Origin of the sequence: Psychrosphaera haliotis (genome assembly GCF_009728465.1) — a bacterium.
Classification (GTDB): Bacteria; Pseudomonadota; Gammaproteobacteria; order Enterobacterales; family Alteromonadaceae; genus Psychrosphaera; species Psychrosphaera haliotis.
Map to the genome: position 1 here is coordinate 467074 of NZ_WOCD01000001.1, position 21946 is coordinate 489019.

Here is a 21946-nt window from a genome sequence, read left to right on the forward strand (position 1 = left end):
TTCTAACGATAGAAATGATATAGCGTTTTAGTGCTTACACAAAAAAACCAGCCGAAGCTGGTTTTTCTTTAAATTAACTCGGTAGCAGGAACAATGATTACTCTGCTACCTTCACACCTTAAAATTAGATGTGTTTCTCTTGTGTACCTTCATGGGTACCAACAACAGACATTTCTTCTTCTAGCTTAGACTCTACGTCATCCGCTGATTGGAAATCTTCTGCGCCGTGCATCCAGTCTACAAGCTTGTCGCTTAATAACCATAAGCAAATACCGCCTAGGAACGCCATTACTGCAACGCCACCAAATGTAGATAGTGGACCAGCGTCACCAACTAACTGACCAATAGCCGCCGCAGCATAGTTACCTAAACCAGAGAACAAGAACCACATACCCATTAATAATGAAGTATATTTAAGTGGTGCTAAACGAGAAACCATTGATAAGCCGATTGGCGATAAACAAAGTTCACCCATTGTGTGGAAGATGTACGCCATTACTAACCAGATAACGTGCGCTTTCATGTTGGCGTCATCACCAATTTGAAGTGCGGCACCTACCATTGAGATAAAGCCTAGCCCTAAGAAGAACATACCTAGGGCAAATTTCTTAGGCGAGTTAGGCTCTGCAGCCCCCATTTTTAACCACATAGCAGCAAACATTGGTGCCATAATGATAATGAAAATTGGGTTAACAGACTGTAACCATGACGCAGGCATTTCCCAACCAAAGAATACTAGGTCAGTTTTGTATTTTGCGAATAAGTTCATTGAACCAGCAGCTTGCTCAAAGCCTGCCCAGAAAATGATAGTGAAGAATGACATGATTAAAATTACTTTAACGCGGTCACGCTCTTCAGGTGTTAATGGTTTGTTTGCAACAGCGTCTTTGCCAGAAGTTTGTTTTGCAGATGGCTCAACACCAACGTTACCAAGGTATTTGTTAGATAGTGCTAGTTGAAGTAGCACACCTAGTAACATACCAACACCCGCTACTAAGAAGCCGTATTGATAGTCAAATTTCTCGCCAACTGTACCAACAACAAAGTAACCTAAGATAGAACCAGTATTGATACCCATGTAGAAAATAGTAAATGCTGCGTCACGACGTTTGTCGCCTTCAACATACAAATCACCAACCATGGTAGAGATATTAGGCTTGAAGAAACCATTACCAACAATAAGAAGCGCCAGACCTAACCATAGGAATGTTTGTTCCATGCCAGCAATGTACTCGTGTGGAGTACCTAAAGCGAATTGACCAAACATCATTACGATGCCGCCAAAGATAATAGATTTACGTTGACCCCAAACGTTGTCAGCCATCCAACCACCAAGTACTGGTGTTACATAAACTAACATCGCATAAGTACCAAGAATACCTAGTGCTTTCTTTTGAAGTTCAGTTTGGTATAAATCGTCAGCGCCAGCGGCGGCGGCATCAATACCAAAGTAAGCCATGTCCCAACCCATTGCGGTTGCGGTTGCAAGGCTTGATAAATAAAGGACGAAGATACCACGCATACCGTAGTAACTCATGCGCTCCCACATTTCCGTTCCGAATAGCAGGAAGAGGCCCTTAGGATGGCCTAACATCTCCCCTGCTGATGCAGATTTATTCATAATTTACCCTTTTTTATTTTTATAATATTTATATATTATTTTTATATTAAAAATTTAACCTCAAGATTTATACAGTCATCAACGCTAGGTTGCAAGGCTATAGCGGTACATTGCATAAATATGAGACAAACTGTTTATCGATTGAGCATTGACGTGGATTGTATTTTTAATTTATTCAACTTTTGAAAGTTTACTTCGCCTGCGCTTTTGTTCATGTCGTTAAAGTTATAGTTACCCAACGCCAAGTTTGTGGAAAACACGGAGTTGTCCATTATATAAGCGGTATCAATGTAGCTCGCCACCACTAAGCCGTCTCGGTCTGGCTTTTCATTAAACAGCGAGAAGCCACTTGCATAGTCACTCACTGGATTTTTACAAGCCAAAACATCCGCCATAATAGTCGGCACTAAATCTACATGGCCAGTTAGCTGATTTGTTGATTTAATTAGTGATTTACCTTGTGATACCAATGCTTGCTTTAATTTTGCGCCTTGATGAATAACCATAGGTACGGCTACTTGTGCACGACTAAAGTTATTGCCATGTCCCCAAAAGCCAATTTTGTTATCATCAAACTCTTCGCCATGATCAGACGTGATCACTGTCAGAGTATTTTCAGCGTATTGCGATTCCGCTACGCTCGCCCAAATTTGACCAAATAAGTCATCAATGTAGTGCACAGAGTTTTTATAACGATTAACTAACGGACCCGGCTCCATTCCTGGGTTAAATACAAAACGCTCTGGGTTTTGTTCAACCGGTGTAAACTTTTCAAAACGATTTGGATAGTTATAAGCATGATGCGACGAGGTTAAAAACACGAGTTTAAACCATGGTTTGTTTGATTTGTTGCCTGCACGTATATCTTGGATAACTCGTTCCGTTACTACGGCATCATTTACGTCAACGTCTGCATCCATTGGATTAAAAAACTGCGACTCATCTAATTGGCCAAATAACATGGTTTGCAATGAAAATGGCTCTAAGTTAGATGATGTGTAAACACCAATGTCATAACCTAAGTTTTCCAACTGTTTTATAAACGCACTTCTGTTGGCCATAGGTGCACTTTCTGCAAATGGGCGATAGGTTGGGTTTAGACCATAAAGCAATGAGAACATGCCATTGACGGTAACACTGCCGCCGCTAAGGTGATTATTAAACAGGCTGCTATTAGGCAGTTCGCTTATGGCGTGTATTTTTGGTGTCACATCTGCATTTAATGCATCTTGTCGCCAACTTTCTGCAACAAAAATTAAGATATTTGGACGAAGCCCAACAACCTCAGCCATAGACTCACTTTTAGAGCCACTTTTAGACTCACTTTTAGAGCCACTTTTAGAATCACTCTTGGAACCACTTTTAGAGCCATTACTAGAATCAACCTTAGAATCAACCTTTGAGCCATCAGCAGATCTATCAAGGGGTTCAACCTGACACTGAAGTTCAGACTTAGGGTATTTGAACAGTCCGCCTTTATTACTGTCATTAACTAAGCTGGATAACAACGCTTGTTCTTCGTGGTTAATTTCTGGAAATACCGACGGCCATTTAGCTTGCAGCTTTGCCATCAAACTGCCTGATGTAATAGGTGCATAATATGGCAAGTATGGCGTGTATTTAGTAACGGCATTCACTTTATATTCAAAACCAACAATATGAATAAGCTGACTTATTAAAAACAAGCCAAACAGTATCCCATTAGCTTTTAAAGACTTAAGTCGCGGTGCTTTTTTTATTAAATAAATAACAACCAGAGCATTTATTGCAAAAACGACAGCGGCAACCACAATTGATGCCAAAACCATTCCAATAGAAATGCCAACGCCTTTAAAGTCATTAATTAGCATATTAAAAAACATTAAGTCGCCGTGAAAACGGTAAACTCGAAATAAGAAAAAGTCAGCGATTAGTGCCAGATCAATTAACGTTTTGCCCGCCACTAGTAACCAAATGGTCTGTTTAAACCATAACAATGGCTGCAGTAGCGTGGTGATAAACAAAGTATAACGAAGTAATAAAGCGGAGTTAGTGAAGCGTAAATGCCACCCCAAATGCTTGATGGCCAGCCTGCTAAACTAGTAAAACCGATGAGCAGTAAAAAGCTAAAGGCAAAGCTTACTAACAGAAACTTATAGCTAAGCGAACCGTTCTTTTTTATATCAAAAAATCCATTTATATTTACTACTTTATGATGTGTGCAATCCAAACAATACCGGCAATAATGAGCGACAAAGTAACTGCGGCACTACCTAAGTCTTTTGCTCGGCCTGACAATTCGTGACGTTTCTAAACCGACTCGGTCCACCACGGCTTCAATAGCTGAGTTTAATAGCTCAACAATCAAAACTAAAATCATCACTACTATTAGCGATACAAAGTCCATTAAAGACTCTGAGATAAACCAGGCAAGTGGGGATAATAAAACAAACAGCAGTAGCTCCTGTCTAAAAGCAGCTTCGTGCTTAAATGCAGCTTTGAATCCTAGTATTGAACAATAGGTAGCTTTGAAAATACGGCGAAAGCCTTGGCCATTAGGCTTGTCTAACGGCGCTTGATTTGCACTCATGAGTAACGTTCTACTTCTGTGGTTTGTTTATTGGCGACTTAAAATATCATACTTTCTAAGTTCAGGTATCTGATTTTGCAGCCTGGCTTCTGTTCGGTCTAAACTTTCAAAGCGCTCACAAAACTTAGCAGCCTGTCCTGCAAGTCTATTGGCATTAAAAGCAAGTGACTTTTCAACACTGGCGCTTAGCTTTTCAACGCTTTCGTTAACATCGTAAACTTGCCCTTCTACTAGTCCCTCACTTTGACGATAGGCTTCGCCCATTGCGCCAAGCATTACTCGCATTGAGTCGGTAACTACGTTAGATATTTGACCTGACAGTTTGTCGGTAAAAAAGTCATCTAATTCATTTAAGCCTTGAGGTGCGATGTAAAAATTGTCACCACTACGAGCAAAACGTTTAAGTAATCCAAATCGCAATTCCATGAAGTGTTCTTCAATTTCCGCGGCGGCATCGGTGCCTGCAAACCCTTTAATTACTTTATTAAGCGCATCAAAGCCTATGTCTAAACTGTCCATCGCTATCGCAACAATCTCAGGTAACTCTTTGCGAAGTCCCATACTAAACTCTTGCAGCATGTAACGTTCTTGGTCCGTCAGCGTAATTAACTCGCCTCTTATAAATAACTCAGCGTCATTGTTAATTTGCATTTGAGTGCGCCCCATTTGCATTATGCGAATATGATCAGGGGAAATTAACAAACCAAATTTAAGACGAATAGGACACTGCTCGGCCTGTGCCTGAGAGGAAAAAACAGAACTTAATAATAAAATGAATGTTAAAATAAAACTTTTATAGGCAAAACGGCAACCATTTATTGATGCGAAAATCAGACGCAATTAGACACGATGATTAGTGTGTGAGCAAGCCGAAATAAAATCAATGTTATTCAGCGTACCTGACCATTCGTACATAGAAATCACTATTTTATTGTTGCTGTCTATACGGCCATTATAAAAACCCATTGCCCATGCTTCGTCTTTTTTGGTTGCGTTTGTATTTGGCGTTGATGACCAGTAGTTTTGGGCTGGCGCACTATTGAATATCGTCAAGTTTGTCGCTGGGTCAACACAGGCTCGCTCTACAATTGAAACCAGCTCTTTGATATTAGGCACACGCCAGTCGTCAAAATTGCCAGCTTGATAACTAGACGACGCTTGCAGCGCTTCTTGCCAGGTTAACCTTAACGCTTCACCTGTGCAGGTTTCTGTTGTGCCATTCCATGTTTGGCCTACAACACATCTTGCCCATGCTAAACCTGTTGTTGAGTCAATCACCATTTCTTGGCTAATGTCTTCTGTAATAAAGTTCTCGGTAGGCGAAGTTGTGCTTGTACCAGGACATTCTTGGGCAACAGCGTTTGTGCAAAAAAGCACTGAGCTGATAATGGCTGAGCTAGCAATAACGGACGCTTTAAGTTTTTTCATAAAACGGAGATCCTATTTTTCAAATCTATCTTAACGATTATTTTCATGGATTTCTAACTAGCCTAATATAGGCACCTTTTGAAATACTGATTGCTGAGTCATCTCCCGTTCTGAGGTCTATAACCCACTGCAATGATTCATTTTCGCCTTCAATATTAATTTCTGAAACCCAATAGAATAAGTGGTTTAACGTTGCCGCATCCGGTGAGTTCGGGAAAAAATCTGTAGGAAATAGATTGGACTGATCTAGTTCGCCATAATCCAGTATTTGGATCAATTCTAGGTATGTTGGCAAGCGCCAGTTTGCGCCGCCACAAAAGGTAGAGTCGTTCACTTCTTCAATAAAGGTTTCGCTGCCACAACTGCCTACATTTGAACAAGTTGTTTGTCCTGGCAAGGTGTCGTCAATGCTGTAATAGTTTTCAACACCGTGAAGCTCACTATATTGTGGGCTGGCGTTATCTACTTTTACTTCCCATACTAAGCCAGTAAAGTTGTCCCTTACGCAACTAAATACTAAAGAATCACTTGGTAATTCATCGCCATTAATATCAAACTTTGTAAAATCAAAGGTTTTGTCGCCTGAGCCGCTTTTATCTATGGCGTCTCTTACTGAGTCTCGCCCAGTGTCGGCGTCTTGATTTGGGTAGTCTACGTTGTCGCACGGTACTACGTCGGTTGCGCCATAACATTCAATAACGCCTGAGTCATGTAAGCTACCTAAGTTCAACGGATTAACGGTAATGTTTACGGTGTCTGATTCACTATTGCTGGCATTGTCGATGACCGTTACTTGGAAAGTTAACAATTCCGTGGAGTCTACGTTTGGTGCAAAAAACTCAGCAACACATTGGTCTGCATTGGTTATGCTTACACTCAAACCCGTAAGCTGTTCCCACTCACACGACAATACGTTGTCGATAGATACACTCTCTGACGCATCTAAAATGACTTTGGTAAATTCATCAACTATTTGATCTTGCCCAGCTGTGGCTACCGTGCCCTCTGCTGCTGCAATTTGAATATCTATAGTATTGGTGGCACTCAAACCGTAGTTGTCAGTAACCTGCAACTCAAATTTGTAATTTGTAATTTGGGTAACGTAAGGCGCTTGAAATGTGATTTCACTCAACGTAGCGGGTGATAATAATTGAAGGGACGGATTTTCATCTATTTGAGTCCACTGGTAGTAGCGAATTTCACCATCAGGGTCACTGCTATCTTCAGCCGATAATGAAATAACTTCAAATGTTTCATATGGCGCCACGGCGTCGGTATTGTTGGTGATACGCGCAATTGGGTCTTCGTTTACGTTAGCTACTGAAATATTTATTTCGTCTTCAACACGTTGCCCATCTTCTGTGGTGTAGGTTACTTTTACGATGATTACGCTGTCGATGTAGATGGTTGGTGCGACAAGTGTAATTTCTAGCGCAGGATCAACGGGAAAGTTTGCAATAGTTGGGCCTTGAACTTGCGTCCAAACGGCAGAGCCCGTTTCAGGATAAACTGACGCCGTTAAGGCAAATGTTTGCCCCTCTAATACCGTTATGTCGGAGCCTATGTTTACACTTGCTAGATTGTTTCCAGAGGGATCACTTGATTCGCTGCCAGAACAACCAGATAAGATAGCTAAAATAAACAGAGTAATTACAAACACTGGGCTTTTCATATTAAATATGCACCTACACTACAAAAGGTTGAGACATCACAACTTAAGCTCAAGTTAAGTTCAAGTTAAGAACAAAGCAAATTCTAAGCCATATAATAGAAAATGAAAAAAGGCCCTTTCAGGCCTTTTAGTTCTTTATCTTTCTTTTATCAGCTTGGTTTTTATTAACCTAGCTTGGCTAGCTTACTCTGCAGAATCGTCTTCTGTTTTGTATTTTGCTGCTGTTTCAGAAATTAGCGGTTGAAGTTCACCTTTTTGGAACATCTCCATGATGATGTCACAACCACCAACTAATTCGCCGTCTACCCATAATTGTGGGAATGTTGGCCATTCAGCATAACCAGGAAGTTCTGCACGAATATCTGGGTTTTGAAGAATATCAACGTACGCAAACGGTTCGCCAACTTGCATTAATGCTTGAGAGGCTTGAGAAGAAAAACCACAAGATGGCAATTTAGGGCTACCTTTCATGTAGATCAGAATTGGGTTCTCTGTGATTTGTTTTTTATTTTATCAATGGTTTCCATTGCTACCTCTTCTTTATGGTAAATTTTTACACGACGACTAGACTTATGTCTGATCTTAAAAATAAAATGCGTCGTTTTATAACTTTAGACTTGAAAAACAAACTTTAAGTCATATTTATTAATGATTAAATAAAATGAAAGATATAAAACGATACTTGAGTAAATTACTCAACTTTTATAATCTTATCAGCAAACATAAACAAAGCCAACGGAGACAACCATTATGGCATTCGAATTACCAGCTCTACCTTATGCAAAAGATGCATTAGAACCACACATTTCAGCTGAGACTTTAGACTTTCACCACGGTAAGCACCACAATACATACGTAGTAAAGTTGAACGGCCTAATCGGTGGTACTGAGTTTGAAGGTAAGTCTTTAGAAGACATCGTTAAGACTTCTGAAGGTGGTGTATTCAACAACGCTGCTCAAATCTGGAACCACACTTTCTACTGGAACTCTATGAGTCCAAATGGCGGTGGCGCTCCTACTGGTGCACTTGCTGACGCTATCAATGCAAAATGGGGTTCTTTTGAAGATTTCCAAGCTGCATTTAACGACAAAGCGGTTAACAACTTTGGTTCTAGCTGGACTTGGTTAGTTAAACTAGCTGACGGCTCTTTAGACATCGTTAACACGTCAAACGCGGGCACTCCAATTACTGAAGCAGGTGTTACACCTCTTATGACAGTAGACCTTTGGGAACACGCGTACTACATTGATTACCGTAACGTTCGTCCTGAATACTTAAAAGGTTTCTGGGCACTAGTAAACTGGGACTTTGCAGGTAAAAACTTCGCATAATCCCAATCTTATGAAGAGTAGGCTTTAAAGCTATTCTTTCATAAATAAAAAGCGCTGAGTTTATTGTGAACTTAGCGTTTTTTTTTGCGTATAATACCCTTCATATTGTTTAAATTAGGCCAAAGGAACTCCTCCTATGTCAAATGCGGTTGTATCAGAAAAGTTAATGAAAGAGCTTTTACTTGCGTCAGGTAATCAAGGCAAAGTAAACGAATTGAAAGAGATTTTAAGCCCTTTTGGTTTTAATGTTGTACCGCAAAAGCATTATAACGTTGAAGAGGTTCCTGAAACTGGCACTACATTTGTCGAAAACGCGATTATTAAAGCAAGGCACGCCGCAAAAGTAACAGGCCTTCCCTGTGTTGCAGATGACTCTGGTTTAGAAGTAGCCGCTTTAAATGGCGCACCGGGTATTTACTCTTCAAGATTTGCTGGCGAAGGCGCAACAGACGGCACTAACATTGATAAGCTACTTTCCGTCTTAGAAGGCAAACCGGCAAGTGAACGTAAGGCTCGATTTGTATGCGTTATTGTATTTATGCGTCACGCTGACGATCCTTGTCCTATTATTTGTGAAGGTTACTGGAACGGCGTAATTGCTACGGAACGTTCAGGCGACAGCGGTTTTGGGTATGATCCGGTATTTTATCAACCACAATTAGATAAGTGTGCGGCTCAATTGACACCTGCTGAAAAGCATTCAATTAGTCATCGTGGCCAAGCGTTAAAACAGCTTGTTGCTAAATTTAAAGAACTGGGTATTTAAATTGTCATTAACTTCGAGCTCACTATCGACTTCACTATCGACACCTGGCCTGCCGCCTCTTTCCTTATACGTTCATATTCCTTGGTGTGTGCAGAAGTGTCCTTATTGCGATTTTAACTCGCATGCTTTAAAAGACGGTATTCCAGAAACTGAGTACGTTGCGCATTTGTTAGATGATTTAACCGCTGACTTACAATACGTTCAGGGCCGTAAAATTAGCACCATCTTTTTTGGTGGTGGCACACCAAGCTTGTTATCAGAACAAGCAATGGCGACATTGTTAAAAGGCATTGAAGACCGTGTCCCCTTTGCCGACGATATTGAGATTACGCTAGAAGCGAATCCTGGCACGTTAGAAACGAATAAATTTGAAGGTTTTGCCAAAGCCGGTGTCAATCGTATTTCCATTGGCGTGCAAAGTTTTGAACTCGAGAAGTTAGTTCAGTTAGGCCGTATTCACAACAGTGAAGAAGCCTTAAAGGCAGCAGGCTTTGCCCATGATTCAGTATCGACATTTAATTTAGACTTGATGCATGGATTACCGAACCAGTCATTAGAGCAAGCCTTAGCTGACGTGAAGCAGGCTATCGCGTTAAATCCTTTTCATATTTCTTGGTATCAACTAACCATTGAACCAAACACTCTTTTTCACTCTAAACCGCCAGTTTTACCAGAAGACGATACCTTGTGGGACATTCAGCAACACGGTCACGAACTATTGACCGAAGCTGGCTATGAGCAGTATGAGATTTCAGCTTACTCTAAACCCGGTCACCAATGTCGTCATAACCTCAATTACTGGAAGTTCGGTGATTATTTGGGAATTGGTTGTGGCGCTCACGGCAAAATCACCGTGCAAACAGACGAGGTTAAGTTAGCCCAAGGCGATTCTCAAACACAGCCACAAATTAAAGTAATTAGAACTGAAAAAGTAAAACACCCTAAAGGTTATATGGACTTCACTAAACCATATACATACAAGTCTTGGCGAGTTGAAGCCGACGATTTGCCTTTTGAATACTTTATGAATCGTTTACGCTTGAAGTCTGCATTCAGCATGAAAGAATTTGAGCAACGCACTGGTTTGCCTAAAGCTACGCAACTGGCGACGTTGAACAAAGCGATAGAGCTAGGGCTACTTGAGGAAACGGATGGTGACTGCTACAAAACAACGACTAAAGGCTTAAGGTACTATAACAACCTCGTGGATTTGTTTCTGTAAACAATCTCCACATAAAAACAAATAACAAAAGAAAGAAAAAACAAAGTAAGAATAAAGTAAAAAAAAGCGACCTTATCGGTCGCTTTTTTATTAATGTTATTAAGCTAGCCTTGAAAGTCAGCTACTTCTTCTGAGCTGCGCGAGCGGCTTCTTTTTGTTGGCGCTTCTCTTCTTGGCGAGCTGCAATCACTTCTTTAGCATCTGAACCAATGTGTTCTTCGCCTCTGGCTTTAGCTAAGTCAATTTGCTTTTGACGCTCAGCAAAACGAGCTCGTTGCTCATCGGTTACTTTGTCAAAACAATGTGGACAGCTAATGCCTTTTTCGTATTGCTCAGACTTCATTTCGTCTTCTGTAATAGGCATACGACAAGCGTGACATTGGTCATACTGACCTTTGTTCAAGTCGTGATCAACGGCTACACGATTGTCAAAAACAAAACACTCACCTTCCCACATGGTTTCTTCTTTTGGTACTTCTTCTAAGTACTTAAGAATTCCGCCTTCAAGGTGATACACTTCTTCAAAACCTTGCTCTTTCATGTAAGCAGTTGATTTTTCGCAACGAATACCGCCAGTACAGAACATGGCTACTTTTTTCTGCTTTTTAGGGTCCATGTTTTTAGCAACATAGTCTGGGAATTCACGGAAGGTTTCAGTATTTGGATTTACCGCACCTTCGAAGGTACCAATCTTAACTTCATAGTCATTTCTTGTATCGACCAATACCACGTCAGGGTCTGAAATTAATGCATTCCAGTCTTTTGGTTTAACGTAAGTACCAACAACTTCACGAGGGTCAATGCCCTGTACTCCCATCGTCACAATTTCATTTTTGAGTTTTACTTTAGAGCGATAAAACGGCATCTCTGCATCAAAGCTTTCTTTGCTTGAGATATCGGCTAAACGAGGATCGTTACGTAACCAGTTTAATACGGTATCTATACCTTCGCGGCTGCCCGCTACTGTACCGTTAATGCCTTCTTCGGCTAACAACAGCGTGCCTTTTACGTCATTGTTTTCCATTACTGTTTGTAATGGTTCACGTAATTCTTGGAAATTCTCTAAGCGCACAAATTTATACATTGCGCAGACTACTACTTGCGACATACTAAGGTCCTCTTTGCCCCCCGAATCGTAAATCCGGAGCATTGTGGAAAAATTAATTGGATATAAAACGAGCGCGGATTATACGGATAAAACGCGGGTGTGACAAACGCCAGATAAAAAAATCCAAACCGCTATGACACGATTTGGATTTTACTTGTTTCAGATCAAACTTTGGCTAATGCCTTAATCTGACCGAGCAGTTTTTTCATTAACTAGTCTAGCTTATCCGTGGCAATTTTGTAGCGCGGATCTTCATTAACGTTAATTTCAACAAACTTTTGTGCTTTAACCAATAGCGTACGGCACTCTGGGCTAATATGACGGATATGTAATTTCTTACCCGCTTTCTGATATTTATCGGCTAAGCCATCAAGCGCATCAATACCAGAGCTGTCCCAAATGCGAGAACCTTCAAATTCGATAACAACGTCTGATGGGTCATTTTCCACATCAAATAAGTTACGGAAATAAGAAACTGAACCAAAGAATAGCGGTCCGTCTAGCTCGTATACTTTCCAACCTTCGTCGTCTATACGTGTTTTAGCGCTTATGTGCGATGCATGTTTCCAAGCAAATACTAAAGCAGACACAATCACGCCTACGATAACCGCAATAGCTAAGTCGGCAATAACTGTTACGCCTGTTACTAATAACAGTACAAAACCGTCTTCTTTGTTAGCACCTCTAAGAATTCGTAAAGAAGCCCATTCAAACGTGCCTATTACTACCATGAACATAACACCAACTAACGCAGCTAGTGGGATCATTTCAATCCATGGTGCTAAGAAGAGAATAAACGCTAGTAGAACGATAGCAGCTGTAATACCTGACAAACGACCGCGTCCACCAGAGTTAATGTTGATCATTGACTGACCAATCATGGCACAACCACCCATACCGCCGAAGAAACCATTAACGCCGTTGGCAACGCCTTGGCCAATACATTCTTTGTTTGAACTACCGCGTGTATCGGTTAATTCGTCAATTAACGTTAGTGTTAACAAAGATTCAATTAAACCAACAAGTGCCAAAATAATGGCTGTAGGCAAAATGATGTACAGAGTTTGTAAATTAAACTCAACCATAGGAATAGCAAAACTTGGCAACTCACCCGCTAAGGTTGCTGTGGCTTTTTCTGCTTCAGGTAACATGTCACGAACAAAGTCGATAACCGTTCTTGAGTCTAAATCCATACCATGAACAATACCCGTCACCGTTAAGATAGCGACTAAAGACGCTGGCACGGCTGTAGTGATTTTTGGTAAGAAGTGAATAATCGCCATTGTTAAAACAACTAAGCCAAGCATGATGTATAGAGCTGTTCCTGACATCCACTCGCTGTTACCTAAAGCATCTAGTACTTTAAACTGCCCCATTTGAGCAAGAAAGATAACGATAGCTAGACCGTTTACAAATCCAAGCATTACTGGGTATGGCACTAGACGAATGAATTTGCCTAGCTTAAAGACCCCAGCCAGTATTTGCAGTATGCCGGCCAGTATGACCGCAGCAAAGAGGTATTGAACACCATGTTGGGCAACAAGTGCCACCATAACCACTGCCATTGCGCCCGTTGCACCAGATATCATACCTGGGCGGCCACCAATTGCAGAAGTAATAAGGCCCATCATAAAGGCGGCATATAAACCAACCATTGGGTCTACCCCTGCTACGAAAGCAAAGGCGACGGCTTCTGGAACCAATGCAAGCGCAACGGTAATACCAGACAACACGTCATTTTTTACGTTTGAATCACTTTTCGTGATCAGGTTAAACATGACAACTCCGTTTTTGAGCGAATTTTTAGGCGCGAGAGTCTATCAAATTCAGCTTAAGTGTTCATTAATTAAGTCAATTTATATTAGTTCAATCTTCAAATTTTGGTGCTTTAAATCGCTTCCTGGTTGTATGAAATCGTAATCACTGAGATTGACAGCTAACTTGCTCTGACTTGTTCAATTGATAGTCATAAATATTTAACTTTTAGATCGCTATTTCTTGCGTATTTTTAACTTTTGGATTATCTAAGATTTAGGTGATGAATCATCGTCTTCGTCACTTGACGGTTTTAAGTTTTAAGTTTTAAGTTTTAAGTTTTAAGTTTTAAGTTTTAAGTTTTAAGTTTTAAGTTTTAAGTTTTAAGTTTTAAGTTTTAAGTTTTAAGTTTTAAGTTTTAAGTTTTAAGTTTTAAGTTTTAAGTTTTAAGTTTTAAGTTTTAAGTTTTAAGTTTTAAGTTTTAAGTTTTAAGTTTTAAGTTTTAAGTTTTGTAACATCCTTTTATTAACATTTAGTTTTAACTGCGGAAAGCAAATGAACACTGAAACAACTCCATCTTTAAATCAACTGGGCTGGCGGCCTTACTTTCAACAACAACTTTCACTTGAAGAGTTTGAACAGTATCAGATAGGTCGAATCTCTGAACAGCATAGAAACAGTAATGTTTTATTAACGGAAAAAGGCCAACTGAGTTTAGTCTCAACACCTAACGACGTGCCGGTTTGTGTGGGTGATTGGGTGCTATACGACACCAACAATAGATTGGTGAGAGTACTGGAAAGACAATCCTTGTTTCAGCGCAAAGCTGCGGGAACAAAAGTAAATAGTCAATTAATTGCCGCTAACGTGGACCAGCTTTTTATTGTTAGCTCTCTTAATTCGGATTTCAGTTTAAATCGTATTGAACGATATTTAGCAATAGCAAAAGAAGCTGAAGTAGAGCCGATTATTATTCTTACTAAAGCGGATCAGTGCACCGATATTGATACGCCTGTTGAGCAGGTTCAAAAGCTGAATCCACTGATAATTGTGCATGCAATTAATGCTTTGGATTCTAATGATTTAAACCAATTAGAGCCATATTGTAAGGCTGGCAAAACCTTAGCTTTGTTAGGTTCATCTGGTGTTGGCAAGTCAACATTGATGAATGGTTTGATGGGAATTAATACTCAAGCAACGGCTGAAATTAGAGAAAGCGATGGTAGAGGGCGACATACCACTACGGCGCGTTCGCTAAAATGGTTACCCTCAGGCGGTATTTTTATCGATACACCAGGAATGCGCGAACTGCAGTTGGTTGATTGTGAAACAGGCGTGAATGAAACTTTTAGCGAAATTATCAACCTGGCTAAAAAATGCCGCTTTAGTGATTGTTCTCATAATAGTGAGCCAGGCTGTGCTGTTCAAAAAGCCATTGAAAATGGTCAGTTAGAATTACGTCGTTTACAGAGCTTTAATAAATTGCATCGTGAGCAAGAGCTAAATAGCGCAACTATTGCTGAGAAACGCTCAAAAGATAAAAGTTTAGGAAAAATGATCCACCGAGTGCAGGCTGAATCTCGTCAAATGAAAAACAAAAGTTATGAGTTTTGAGTTATGAGTTATGAGTTATGAGTTATGAGTTATGAGTTATGAGTTATGAGTTTTGAGTTTTGAGTTTTGAGTTTTGAGTTTTGAGTTTTGAGTTTTGAAGTTTTGAAGTTTTGAAGTTTTGAAGTTTTGAAGTTTGAAGTTTGAAGTTTGAAGTTTGAAGTTTGAAGTTTGAAGTTTTGAAAAAGTGGGTTGTTTGGCTTTACTGAACAACCCCACCTCCATGGCGAAAGTCATTCTGGATTAAATCCTAGTAGTAAAGCCAACAACCAAAGTCGTGCGCTAAATGGTTTAGTTACCTTAACGAAGCTGCAGTATTGCCTGCGTAATCGTTGAGTTAACCTCTAGTGCTCTTGAGTTTGCCTGATAATTACGCTGTGCGGTAATTAGATCAACAAGCTCAGTCGTTAAGTTTGTATTTGATTGCTCAAGCGTACCTGAACGAATCTGACCAAAGGTCCCTGAATCAGCTTCACCAGCTAATGGTGAGCCAGACTCCTGGCTTTCCGTCCAAGACGTATTACCAATCTGAGTTAAACCTTGATCGTTAGCAAAACGAACTAGTGAAATTTTAGTAACTGGAACCGAGTCACCATTTGAGTACTTAGCTTCGATTAAACCATCTGTACCAATAGTTACACCTGTTAATCGACCAACAGTTTTACCATCTTGGCTTAAAGCTGACACTTCAAATGGCGCTGAGAACTGCTTTAAGTTCGTCATATTAATGTTAATACGTTGATCCGGATCAGCACCGTTAGTTATTGCACCGGCACCATCATATGGAGCAACTGGAGGTGGAGCAATCGTTGTTGCTGCAGTCGTTTCACCTAAACGTTCTGTTTGTGGGTATGGGAAAGTTGAGTCTACAACTGCACCCGCACTATCAAACTGTAATAACATACCGCGCTGTCCAGTACGTGACTCAAAAGTTACGCCGGTAGTACCTAATACATTATCATTTTGCAAATCAACAGGAACCGTATTGCCCTGCTCGTCCGTCACTGTTGCATACATAATCCAACTGTTTGCGTTGTTCTGCTCCGCAGCAGGAACCGCTGCTAAACCACCAACAAAACCATCCGTTGCCGATGTTCCATCTGCCGTTGCCGCTGCATCTACGTTTGTTGGCGAAGCCGCCTTCACATAGTAAACAGAAGCGATTCGACTATTACCTAACGAGTCATAAATAACCGTTGAAGTAGAAGACGTAAACGTATTTGTATCTGTTGGGTCAAACGTTGTTGGGTCAATTGGAAATTCGTTACTGTCTAAGTTAAACGACATATCAATTTGACTTGTTTGTTGAGGTGCACCGGCAGTATCAGGAACTTCAATCGGGTTTGTCGTACTTAAACTAACAGACTTAACTGAACCGTCATCATTTACTGGAAAGCCCTGCAAGAAACTGCCGTTTGAATCTACAATGTAGTTCTCGGAATTTAGTTTAAAAGCTCCGGCACGAGTGTAAGTAATATCTCGGCTTAACAAATCATTTGTCATGGCAAAAAAGCCACCACCTGAAATTGCCATGTCTAGCGAGTTTGATGTGAATAACAGGCTGCCCTGGCCAAACTGCTGTGCGACGTCATTAACCAAAACACCTTCACCATTCGCCGTTTTAGCGTTAGTAAAAATGGATGAAGAATATACATCCGCAAATTCTGCGCGAGACTCTTTAAACCCATACGTGTTAACGTTGGCAATGTTGTTCGCGGTTACATCTAAATCTTTTTGCGCTGCTTTTAAACCACTAAGGGCGATATTAAAAGACATAGGATTCTCCTATTTTACTAATCTATTCACCAACCGCTAAAACATCAGCAAGTCGGATTGAGCCTAAACCTTGAATGTTTAATTCAAGACCTGTGCCATTTTGGCCTAAAGTTACAGAACTTACGTTGCCGTAACTTAATACAGGCATACTTTCCGCTTCTGCTGCGCCAGAAGGTAAGCCTGTTACGCTAATTTCATATTGACCTGCTGGCCATGTTTCGCCATCAGGTCCTTTACCGTCCCAAGAAAAATCCATCATGCCGGCACTTTGATTGCCGTATGGGATAACCATGGCCGCACCATTTTCATGTTTAATTTCAACTAACACGTTTTGGGTGGAGCTTTGTAACGGAACTTGTCCACTCACCCCAGAGCCATCAGAATAAGCAACAGGGCTAGCGGTTAAAATATTCCGGCCAACTAAAGAGGAAGCTTCTAACGCTTGATTTGACGTCATTGATGCTGTCAGCTGACTCATTTGGTCACCCAAGTCAGAAATACCTTCAGCCATTGTGAACTGCGTCATTTGAGCAATCATGTCTTCATTGGTTGTCGGGTTCATTGGGTCTTGCATCGACAATTGCGTAGTAAGCAATTTGAAAAAGTCTTCTTTACCCAACTCGCCGTTAACTTCTGTGGTTGTTACGGCATCATCTTGCCAACGTAAATTGTCAACGGCAGGATTTGAAATAGTATTATTAATCATTATTTATTTTCCTATCGTTGGCCCATTTGCAATGTTTTACTCAACATAGTTTTGGCAGCGTCGGCAATTTGAACATTGGTTTCATAAGAACGAGATGCAGAAATCATGTTAGCCATTTCTTCAACTACATTTACATTTGGCTTGTAAACATAGCCGTCTTTGTCAGCAAGCGGATGATTTGGGCTGTACTCAACTTTAAGCGGAGCATCACTTTCTACAACGCCAAGTACATTGACGCCTGCAGATTGATCGCTCAGTGCTTTACTCATTTCTGCTTGAAAAACAGGATGACGTGCACGGTAAGTCTCATCGACACTGCTTGAAACGGTATTTGCATTGGCAATGTTACTAGCGGTTGTATTTAAGCGAACAGACTGCGCGCTCATGCCAGAACCAGAAACATTAAATATGTTATATAAACTCATGATTACTGCCCTCCACTTAATGCTTTATTAAGTGCCTGAATTTTTCCATTTAAGAAGCGTAAGCTTGTTTGGTATTCCATGGTATTTTGCATAAATTGGTTTCGCTCCATTTGCACGTCTACGCTGTTACCGTCTCCGGTATCAGGCTGCATTGGATTACGAAATTTCCCGCTTGTATTAATGTCGATGGATAAGTCGTAGTGCTTTTCATGAGTTTTACTCATTGAGTAGCCAGACTTTTTTTGGGCATTCGCTAAAGCATCTGCAAAATCGATGTCTTTTGCTTTATAACCAGGAGTGTCTGCATTTGCGATATTACTCGCCAACACCTCAGCTCTTTCAGAACGAACTAAAAGTGCGTGTTGATGTATACCAAATGCTTTATCAAGACTAATTGCCATAAGTGCTCCACCAGCGGAAATTCTATATGACAAAAGAAATGCAAAAAAAAGGCCAAATTTTATTGGCGCTTATTTTTTCTTGTAAATGATACCCGGATTACACCTGATCATTTCAAACTTATCACTTAAGCCTGACATGGATTCTGATGCACCTAAGATAAGGAAACCGTTAGGATTTAATTGGTCGGCAAACTTGTTAATAATTTGCGATTTTATTTCTGGCGAGAAATAGATTAAAACATTACGACAAAAAATAATGTCGAATTTACCCATCAAACTATAGTTGTCTAATAAGTTCATGTGTCTGTAATTTACAATGCGGCGAATATCTGCCTTAACTTTCATCATGCCATTTCCGCTGTCTTCAAAAAACGCTTTACGCCTTTCATCCGACAAGCCTCTAGACAAAGCTAAATTGTCATACTCTGCATTTTTACATAGATCCAGCATCGTATTGCTTATATCCGTGCCGACTACAGAAAAGTTACTGCGACTCTTTTGTTTAGCCTTGTACTCTGTAATTGTCATGGCAATTGAATAAGGCTCCTGACCAGAGGAACTGGCCGCGGACCAAATTTTTACACCCCTGCCTGAATCTAACTCAGGAAAGATTTTATTCTTCAACAGTTCAAATGGATAGGTATCTCTAAACCATAACGTTTCATTCGTTGTCATGGCATCTACCACTGCAGAGCGCAGTTGACGCTCTGTTGGTTTTAACGTTCGGTTAACTAACTCAGTTAAAGATTCAATATCAAAACGGGTCATAAGTGGCGACAGCCTACTCTTAACCAAATACATTTTGTTATCACCCAATACTATACCGCACTGCTGTTCCAAAAAGTCACAAAAAGTACGGTATTCATTATCAGCTAAATTTTTATTTCCCACTATTAAACACTCTAGTTCGTTTCCTCAATGTTTAATCTGCGTGCAGCCATTTCTGAACTGCACCAGCTAATTCATCTGGGTTAAATTTCGCAATAAAATCGTCTGCTCCCACTTTTTCTACCATCGCGTGGTTGAATACTCCACTGAGCGACGTGTGTAAAATCACATGTAAATCAGTAAGTTTGGGTCTAGATTTTACTTCAGCTGTGAGCGTATAACCATCCATTTCTGGCATTTCAACGTCCGAAATGAGCAAGCCAATTTTTTCAGTGACTGAGTTTTTACAGTCTCCTCCAATTTCAACTAAATAGTCCAACGCTTCTTTTCCGTTCTTTTTCGCAACAATTGGTAGGCCAACGGCTTCTAATGCGCGTTTTACCTGATTCCTTGCAACTGAAGAGTCATCAACAATAAGAATAGTCCTATCACCCAACTCCTGCTTCATTTCTTCGGAATCCGAAATCAATCCGTCACTTACCTTAGTACTTGAAGGCGCGATTTCTTCTAGAATTTTTTCAACATCTAAAATTTCTATTAATTCTTTATCAATCTCTGTTACGGCGGTTAAATAGTTGCTGCGCCCTGAACCTTGCGGCGGTGGCATAACCGATTCCCAATTTAGATTCACAATACGCTCAACTGAATCTACTAAGAAACCTTGAATGGTTCGGTTATACTCTGTGATGATAATAAAGCTGTTTTCTATATCGGAAATAGAGCGACCACCTGTAGCAAGTCCCATATCAATAACCGATATAGTTTGCCCACGGATGTGCGCAATACCCTTAACAAAAGAGTTTAGTCTTGGCATCGAAGTTAAAGGCGGACATTGCAATACTTCTCGCACTTTAAATACGTTGATTCCGTAGCGTTGACGTCCTTTCAACTTAAATAATAATAACTCCAGTCTGTTCTGACCGACTAATTGGGTTCTTTGATTGACTGAGTCAAGAATACCCGCCATAAATTTTTCTCCAAAACTAGGAACGATACTTGCTATCTAATACTTATAAACTGTTATCGATATTTACCGTCAATAAACCGGCGTTTTCGAAATTCAATAATTTCATATCTTTAACTATAAGTTACAGCATAGTAAAAAGGCGATTAATATGTTGAAAAATTTGTTAATAATTCTTCTATTTAATATAACTTTAAATTTTGTCGTGTTTCCGGTATCGGCTAAAAGCGCTAATTCTTTAGCCCATGATGCTCTTTTACAACAAGTTTCTGAATTTGTTCAGGACCAAGTAAACCCGAACAATACGCCAAACATTACCGTTAAAGCAATGCCTCTTGATAGCCGAATACGGATTTCGCACTGTCAATCTGAATTACAGTTCGACATGCCCAGTAGACAGCGCTTTACTCGACACTTCCCAATAAAGGCTAGCTGCTTTGATGAAGGCGCGTCTTGGAAAGCTTATGTCCAAGTAAGAGTATACGAATACATAGAAACTATAGTCACAACTACTCATATTGCAAAAGGTGAAGTAATTTCATCCGATATGATTGAAACTGCGTTAGTTGATAGAAATAAAGTTAGAGCTAAATCCACTGACTCAATGAGCAATATTGTTGGTGGACGTGCGATGAGAAATATCACAAGGGGTTTTCAAGTTTCTGGTAGCGACGTGTGTTTGGTGTGCAAAGGCGATAGCGTCGCAATTATTGCAGACTATAATAACCTAACGATAAAAACCTCTGGTACAGCATTAGAAAATGGTTCCTTTGGCCAATCTATTCAAGTCCAGAACAACTCCTCTGAACGTATAGTTAAAGGTGTAATTGGCGATCTTAGACAAATATTTATAAAACTGTAAAAAATGTTAAAGTATTGGGCACAGATGCCGATACCAACGAAAGAGAAATTTTATAGTTCGGGTGATTTATGGTAAATAACGTAAATAACAAATCAGTAAGCGGAAATAACAATTCTGTTTATCAGTCTCAAAATCAAAAACTTGAGCAAGCGAAGCAGGATTCTGTCGCTAAGTCGTCGCAACAATCTAGCAGTTCTAAATCTGCTGAAAAAGACTCAGTGGCGCTAACACCGCAAGCAAAACAATTAAAAGATTTGCAGAAGAAAATTTCAGAGTCTGAGAGTTTTGATCGCAAAAAAATTGATGATATTAAAAAAGCCATTGCCGGTGGCGAATATAAGATTAACTATGACAAGCTAGCGGAAAAGCTGTCAGCTTTTGAGTTTGATTTATAAAATGACAAATGAGCAAACTAACATGAGTTCAATTGATGCGCTGCTAAATACACAGCTAAACACATTGAACCAGCTAAAATCTTTACTCGATAAAGAACTAGACGCTGTTAAAAACAGAAATGGTAGTGTGCTTGTAGAAATGTCGAAAGATAAAGAAAAATTGTTAGTTGCCATTCAACAGAATGATCAACAAATTAGTAGCCACCCTGAGGCCGCTAGTATTGAAAATAGTGATACTCAAATTTCTGTAAAAAGTTCAATCACTGAGCTATTAGAAGAGTGTCAAACTCAAAATGAAGTTATTTATTTAACAGCAAAACAAAACGAAGTAGTTATTGAGCAAGTTAAGCAGTTATTAGTAGGTGGTAGCAAGAATACAACTTATGACGCATACGGTCAGAAACGTTCTGGACCAAGCTTAACTAAAGGTATAAAAGCTTAACGG

The 21946-nt window shown here is 40.1% G+C and carries 22 protein-coding genes and 1 pseudogene; 7 read left to right on the forward strand and 16 right to left on the reverse strand.

Going from position 1 to position 21946, the window contains the following annotated elements; all coding sequences use genetic code 11:
• Positions 1 to 124: 124 nt before the first annotated feature.
• From GNP35_RS02110 to GNP35_RS02140, 8 genes and pseudogenes are all read right to left on the reverse strand, one after another.
• The gene (locus GNP35_RS02110; RefSeq protein ID WP_155694083.1) at positions 125 to 1621 is read right to left on the reverse strand and encodes a peptide MFS transporter; all 1497 of its coding nucleotides are present in this window, start codon (positions 1619 to 1621) and stop codon (positions 125 to 127) included.
• Between the two features lie 134 nt (positions 1622 to 1755).
• A complete protein-coding gene (locus tag GNP35_RS02115) occupies positions 1756 to 3675 on the reverse strand; it encodes a sulfatase-like hydrolase/transferase (RefSeq protein WP_196492384.1) in 1920 nt (639 codons plus the stop codon).
• A 130-nt stretch (positions 3676 to 3805) separates the two neighbouring features.
• Positions 3806 to 3898: a diacylglycerol kinase gene (locus tag GNP35_RS16450; protein WP_414153662.1), complete on the reverse strand. Its 93-nt coding sequence runs from the start codon at positions 3896 to 3898 to the stop codon at positions 3806 to 3808.
• Complete coding sequence (locus tag GNP35_RS02120; protein ID WP_414153663.1) at positions 3870 to 4190, reverse strand: diacylglycerol kinase; 321 nt, start codon at positions 4188 to 4190, stop codon at positions 3870 to 3872. Before GNP35_RS02120 ends, GNP35_RS16450 begins: the two co-directional genes overlap by 29 nt.
• A gap of 27 nt (positions 4191 to 4217) precedes the next feature.
• The gene (locus GNP35_RS02125; RefSeq protein WP_155694087.1) at positions 4218 to 5030 is read right to left on the reverse strand and encodes a DUF2884 family protein; all 813 of its coding nucleotides are present in this window, start codon (positions 5028 to 5030) and stop codon (positions 4218 to 4220) included.
• Positions 5031 to 5618, reverse strand: coding sequence for an Lcl C-terminal domain-containing protein (locus GNP35_RS02130; protein ID WP_155694089.1), 588 nt, complete (start codon positions 5616 to 5618; stop codon positions 5031 to 5033).
• Positions 5619 to 5661: 43 nt separating this feature from the next.
• The gene (locus GNP35_RS02135) at positions 5662 to 7290 is read right to left on the reverse strand and encodes an Lcl C-terminal domain-containing protein (RefSeq protein ID WP_155694090.1); all 1629 of its coding nucleotides are present in this window, start codon (positions 7288 to 7290) and stop codon (positions 5662 to 5664) included.
• Positions 7291 to 7473: 183 nt separating this feature from the next.
• Positions 7474 to 7817, reverse strand: a pseudogene (locus GNP35_RS02140) (Grx4 family monothiol glutaredoxin).
• A 223-nt stretch (positions 7818 to 8040) separates the two neighbouring features.
• Here GNP35_RS02140 and GNP35_RS02145 point away from each other — a divergent pair.
• From GNP35_RS02145 to hemW, 3 genes are all read left to right on the forward strand, one after another.
• Complete coding sequence (locus GNP35_RS02145) at positions 8041 to 8622, forward strand: Fe-Mn family superoxide dismutase (protein WP_155694092.1); 582 nt, start codon at positions 8041 to 8043, stop codon at positions 8620 to 8622.
• A 136-nt stretch (positions 8623 to 8758) separates the two neighbouring features.
• Entirely contained in the window at positions 8759 to 9388 is a 630-nt protein-coding gene (locus tag GNP35_RS02150) for an XTP/dITP diphosphatase (protein ID WP_230961260.1), read from the forward strand.
• A 1-nt stretch (position 9389) separates the two neighbouring features.
• Entirely contained in the window at positions 9390 to 10610 is a 1221-nt protein-coding gene (gene hemW, locus GNP35_RS02155) for a radical SAM family heme chaperone HemW (protein WP_230961261.1), read from the forward strand.
• Positions 10611 to 10731: 121 nt separating this feature from the next.
• Here the strand turns inward: hemW and trhO are convergent, their stop codons facing one another.
• A complete protein-coding gene (gene trhO / locus GNP35_RS02160) occupies positions 10732 to 11718 on the reverse strand; it encodes an oxygen-dependent tRNA uridine(34) hydroxylase TrhO (protein ID WP_155694094.1) in 987 nt (328 codons plus the stop codon).
• Between the two features lie 212 nt (positions 11719 to 11930).
• Positions 11931 to 13496: a SulP family inorganic anion transporter gene (locus tag GNP35_RS02165; RefSeq protein ID WP_155694096.1), complete on the reverse strand. Its 1566-nt coding sequence runs from the start codon at positions 13494 to 13496 to the stop codon at positions 11931 to 11933.
• Positions 13497 to 14028: 532 nt separating this feature from the next.
• Here GNP35_RS02165 and rsgA point away from each other — a divergent pair.
• Positions 14029 to 15087, forward strand: coding sequence for a ribosome small subunit-dependent GTPase A (rsgA, locus tag GNP35_RS02170; RefSeq protein WP_155694098.1), 1059 nt, complete (start codon positions 14029 to 14031; stop codon positions 15085 to 15087).
• A gap of 297 nt (positions 15088 to 15384) precedes the next feature.
• Here the strand turns inward: rsgA and flgE are convergent, their stop codons facing one another.
• The 6 genes from flgE to GNP35_RS02200 all read right to left on the reverse strand — a co-directional run bounded on the left by flgE (position 15385) and on the right by GNP35_RS02200 (position 20247).
• Positions 15385 to 16860, reverse strand: coding sequence for a flagellar hook protein FlgE (gene flgE, locus GNP35_RS02175; RefSeq protein ID WP_155694100.1), 1476 nt, complete (start codon positions 16858 to 16860; stop codon positions 15385 to 15387).
• Between the two features lie 22 nt (positions 16861 to 16882).
• Positions 16883 to 17566, reverse strand: coding sequence for a flagellar hook assembly protein FlgD (locus tag GNP35_RS02180; protein WP_155694102.1), 684 nt, complete (start codon positions 17564 to 17566; stop codon positions 16883 to 16885).
• Between the two features lie 11 nt (positions 17567 to 17577).
• Complete coding sequence (gene flgC, locus GNP35_RS02185) at positions 17578 to 17991, reverse strand: flagellar basal body rod protein FlgC (protein WP_155694104.1); 414 nt, start codon at positions 17989 to 17991, stop codon at positions 17578 to 17580.
• A gap of 2 nt (positions 17992 to 17993) precedes the next feature.
• Entirely contained in the window at positions 17994 to 18392 is a 399-nt protein-coding gene (gene flgB, locus GNP35_RS02190) for a flagellar basal body rod protein FlgB (RefSeq protein WP_155694106.1), read from the reverse strand.
• 69 nt (positions 18393 to 18461) lie between these two features.
• Positions 18462 to 19283, reverse strand: a complete 822-nt coding sequence (locus GNP35_RS02195) for a CheR family methyltransferase (protein ID WP_330997668.1) — start codon at positions 19281 to 19283, stop codon at positions 18462 to 18464.
• A gap of 31 nt (positions 19284 to 19314) precedes the next feature.
• Positions 19315 to 20247, reverse strand: coding sequence for a chemotaxis protein CheV (locus GNP35_RS02200; RefSeq protein WP_155694108.1), 933 nt, complete (start codon positions 20245 to 20247; stop codon positions 19315 to 19317).
• A 148-nt stretch (positions 20248 to 20395) separates the two neighbouring features.
• Here GNP35_RS02200 and flgA point away from each other — a divergent pair, with 148 nt between their 5' ends.
• From flgA to flgN, 3 genes are all read left to right on the forward strand, one after another.
• A complete protein-coding gene (gene flgA, locus GNP35_RS02205; protein WP_155694109.1) occupies positions 20396 to 21106 on the forward strand; it encodes a flagellar basal body P-ring formation chaperone FlgA in 711 nt (236 codons plus the stop codon).
• A gap of 68 nt (positions 21107 to 21174) precedes the next feature.
• Positions 21175 to 21501 (forward strand): flagellar biosynthesis anti-sigma factor FlgM, encoded by a 327-nt coding sequence (flgM, locus tag GNP35_RS02210; RefSeq protein WP_155694111.1) that lies wholly within the window; start codon positions 21175 to 21177, stop codon positions 21499 to 21501.
• Between the two features lie 22 nt (positions 21502 to 21523).
• On the forward strand, positions 21524 to 21943 hold the full coding sequence (gene flgN / locus GNP35_RS02215) for a flagellar export chaperone FlgN (protein WP_196492385.1): 420 nt from the start codon (positions 21524 to 21526) through the stop codon (positions 21941 to 21943).
• The last annotated feature ends 3 nt before the right edge of the window (positions 21944 to 21946 follow it).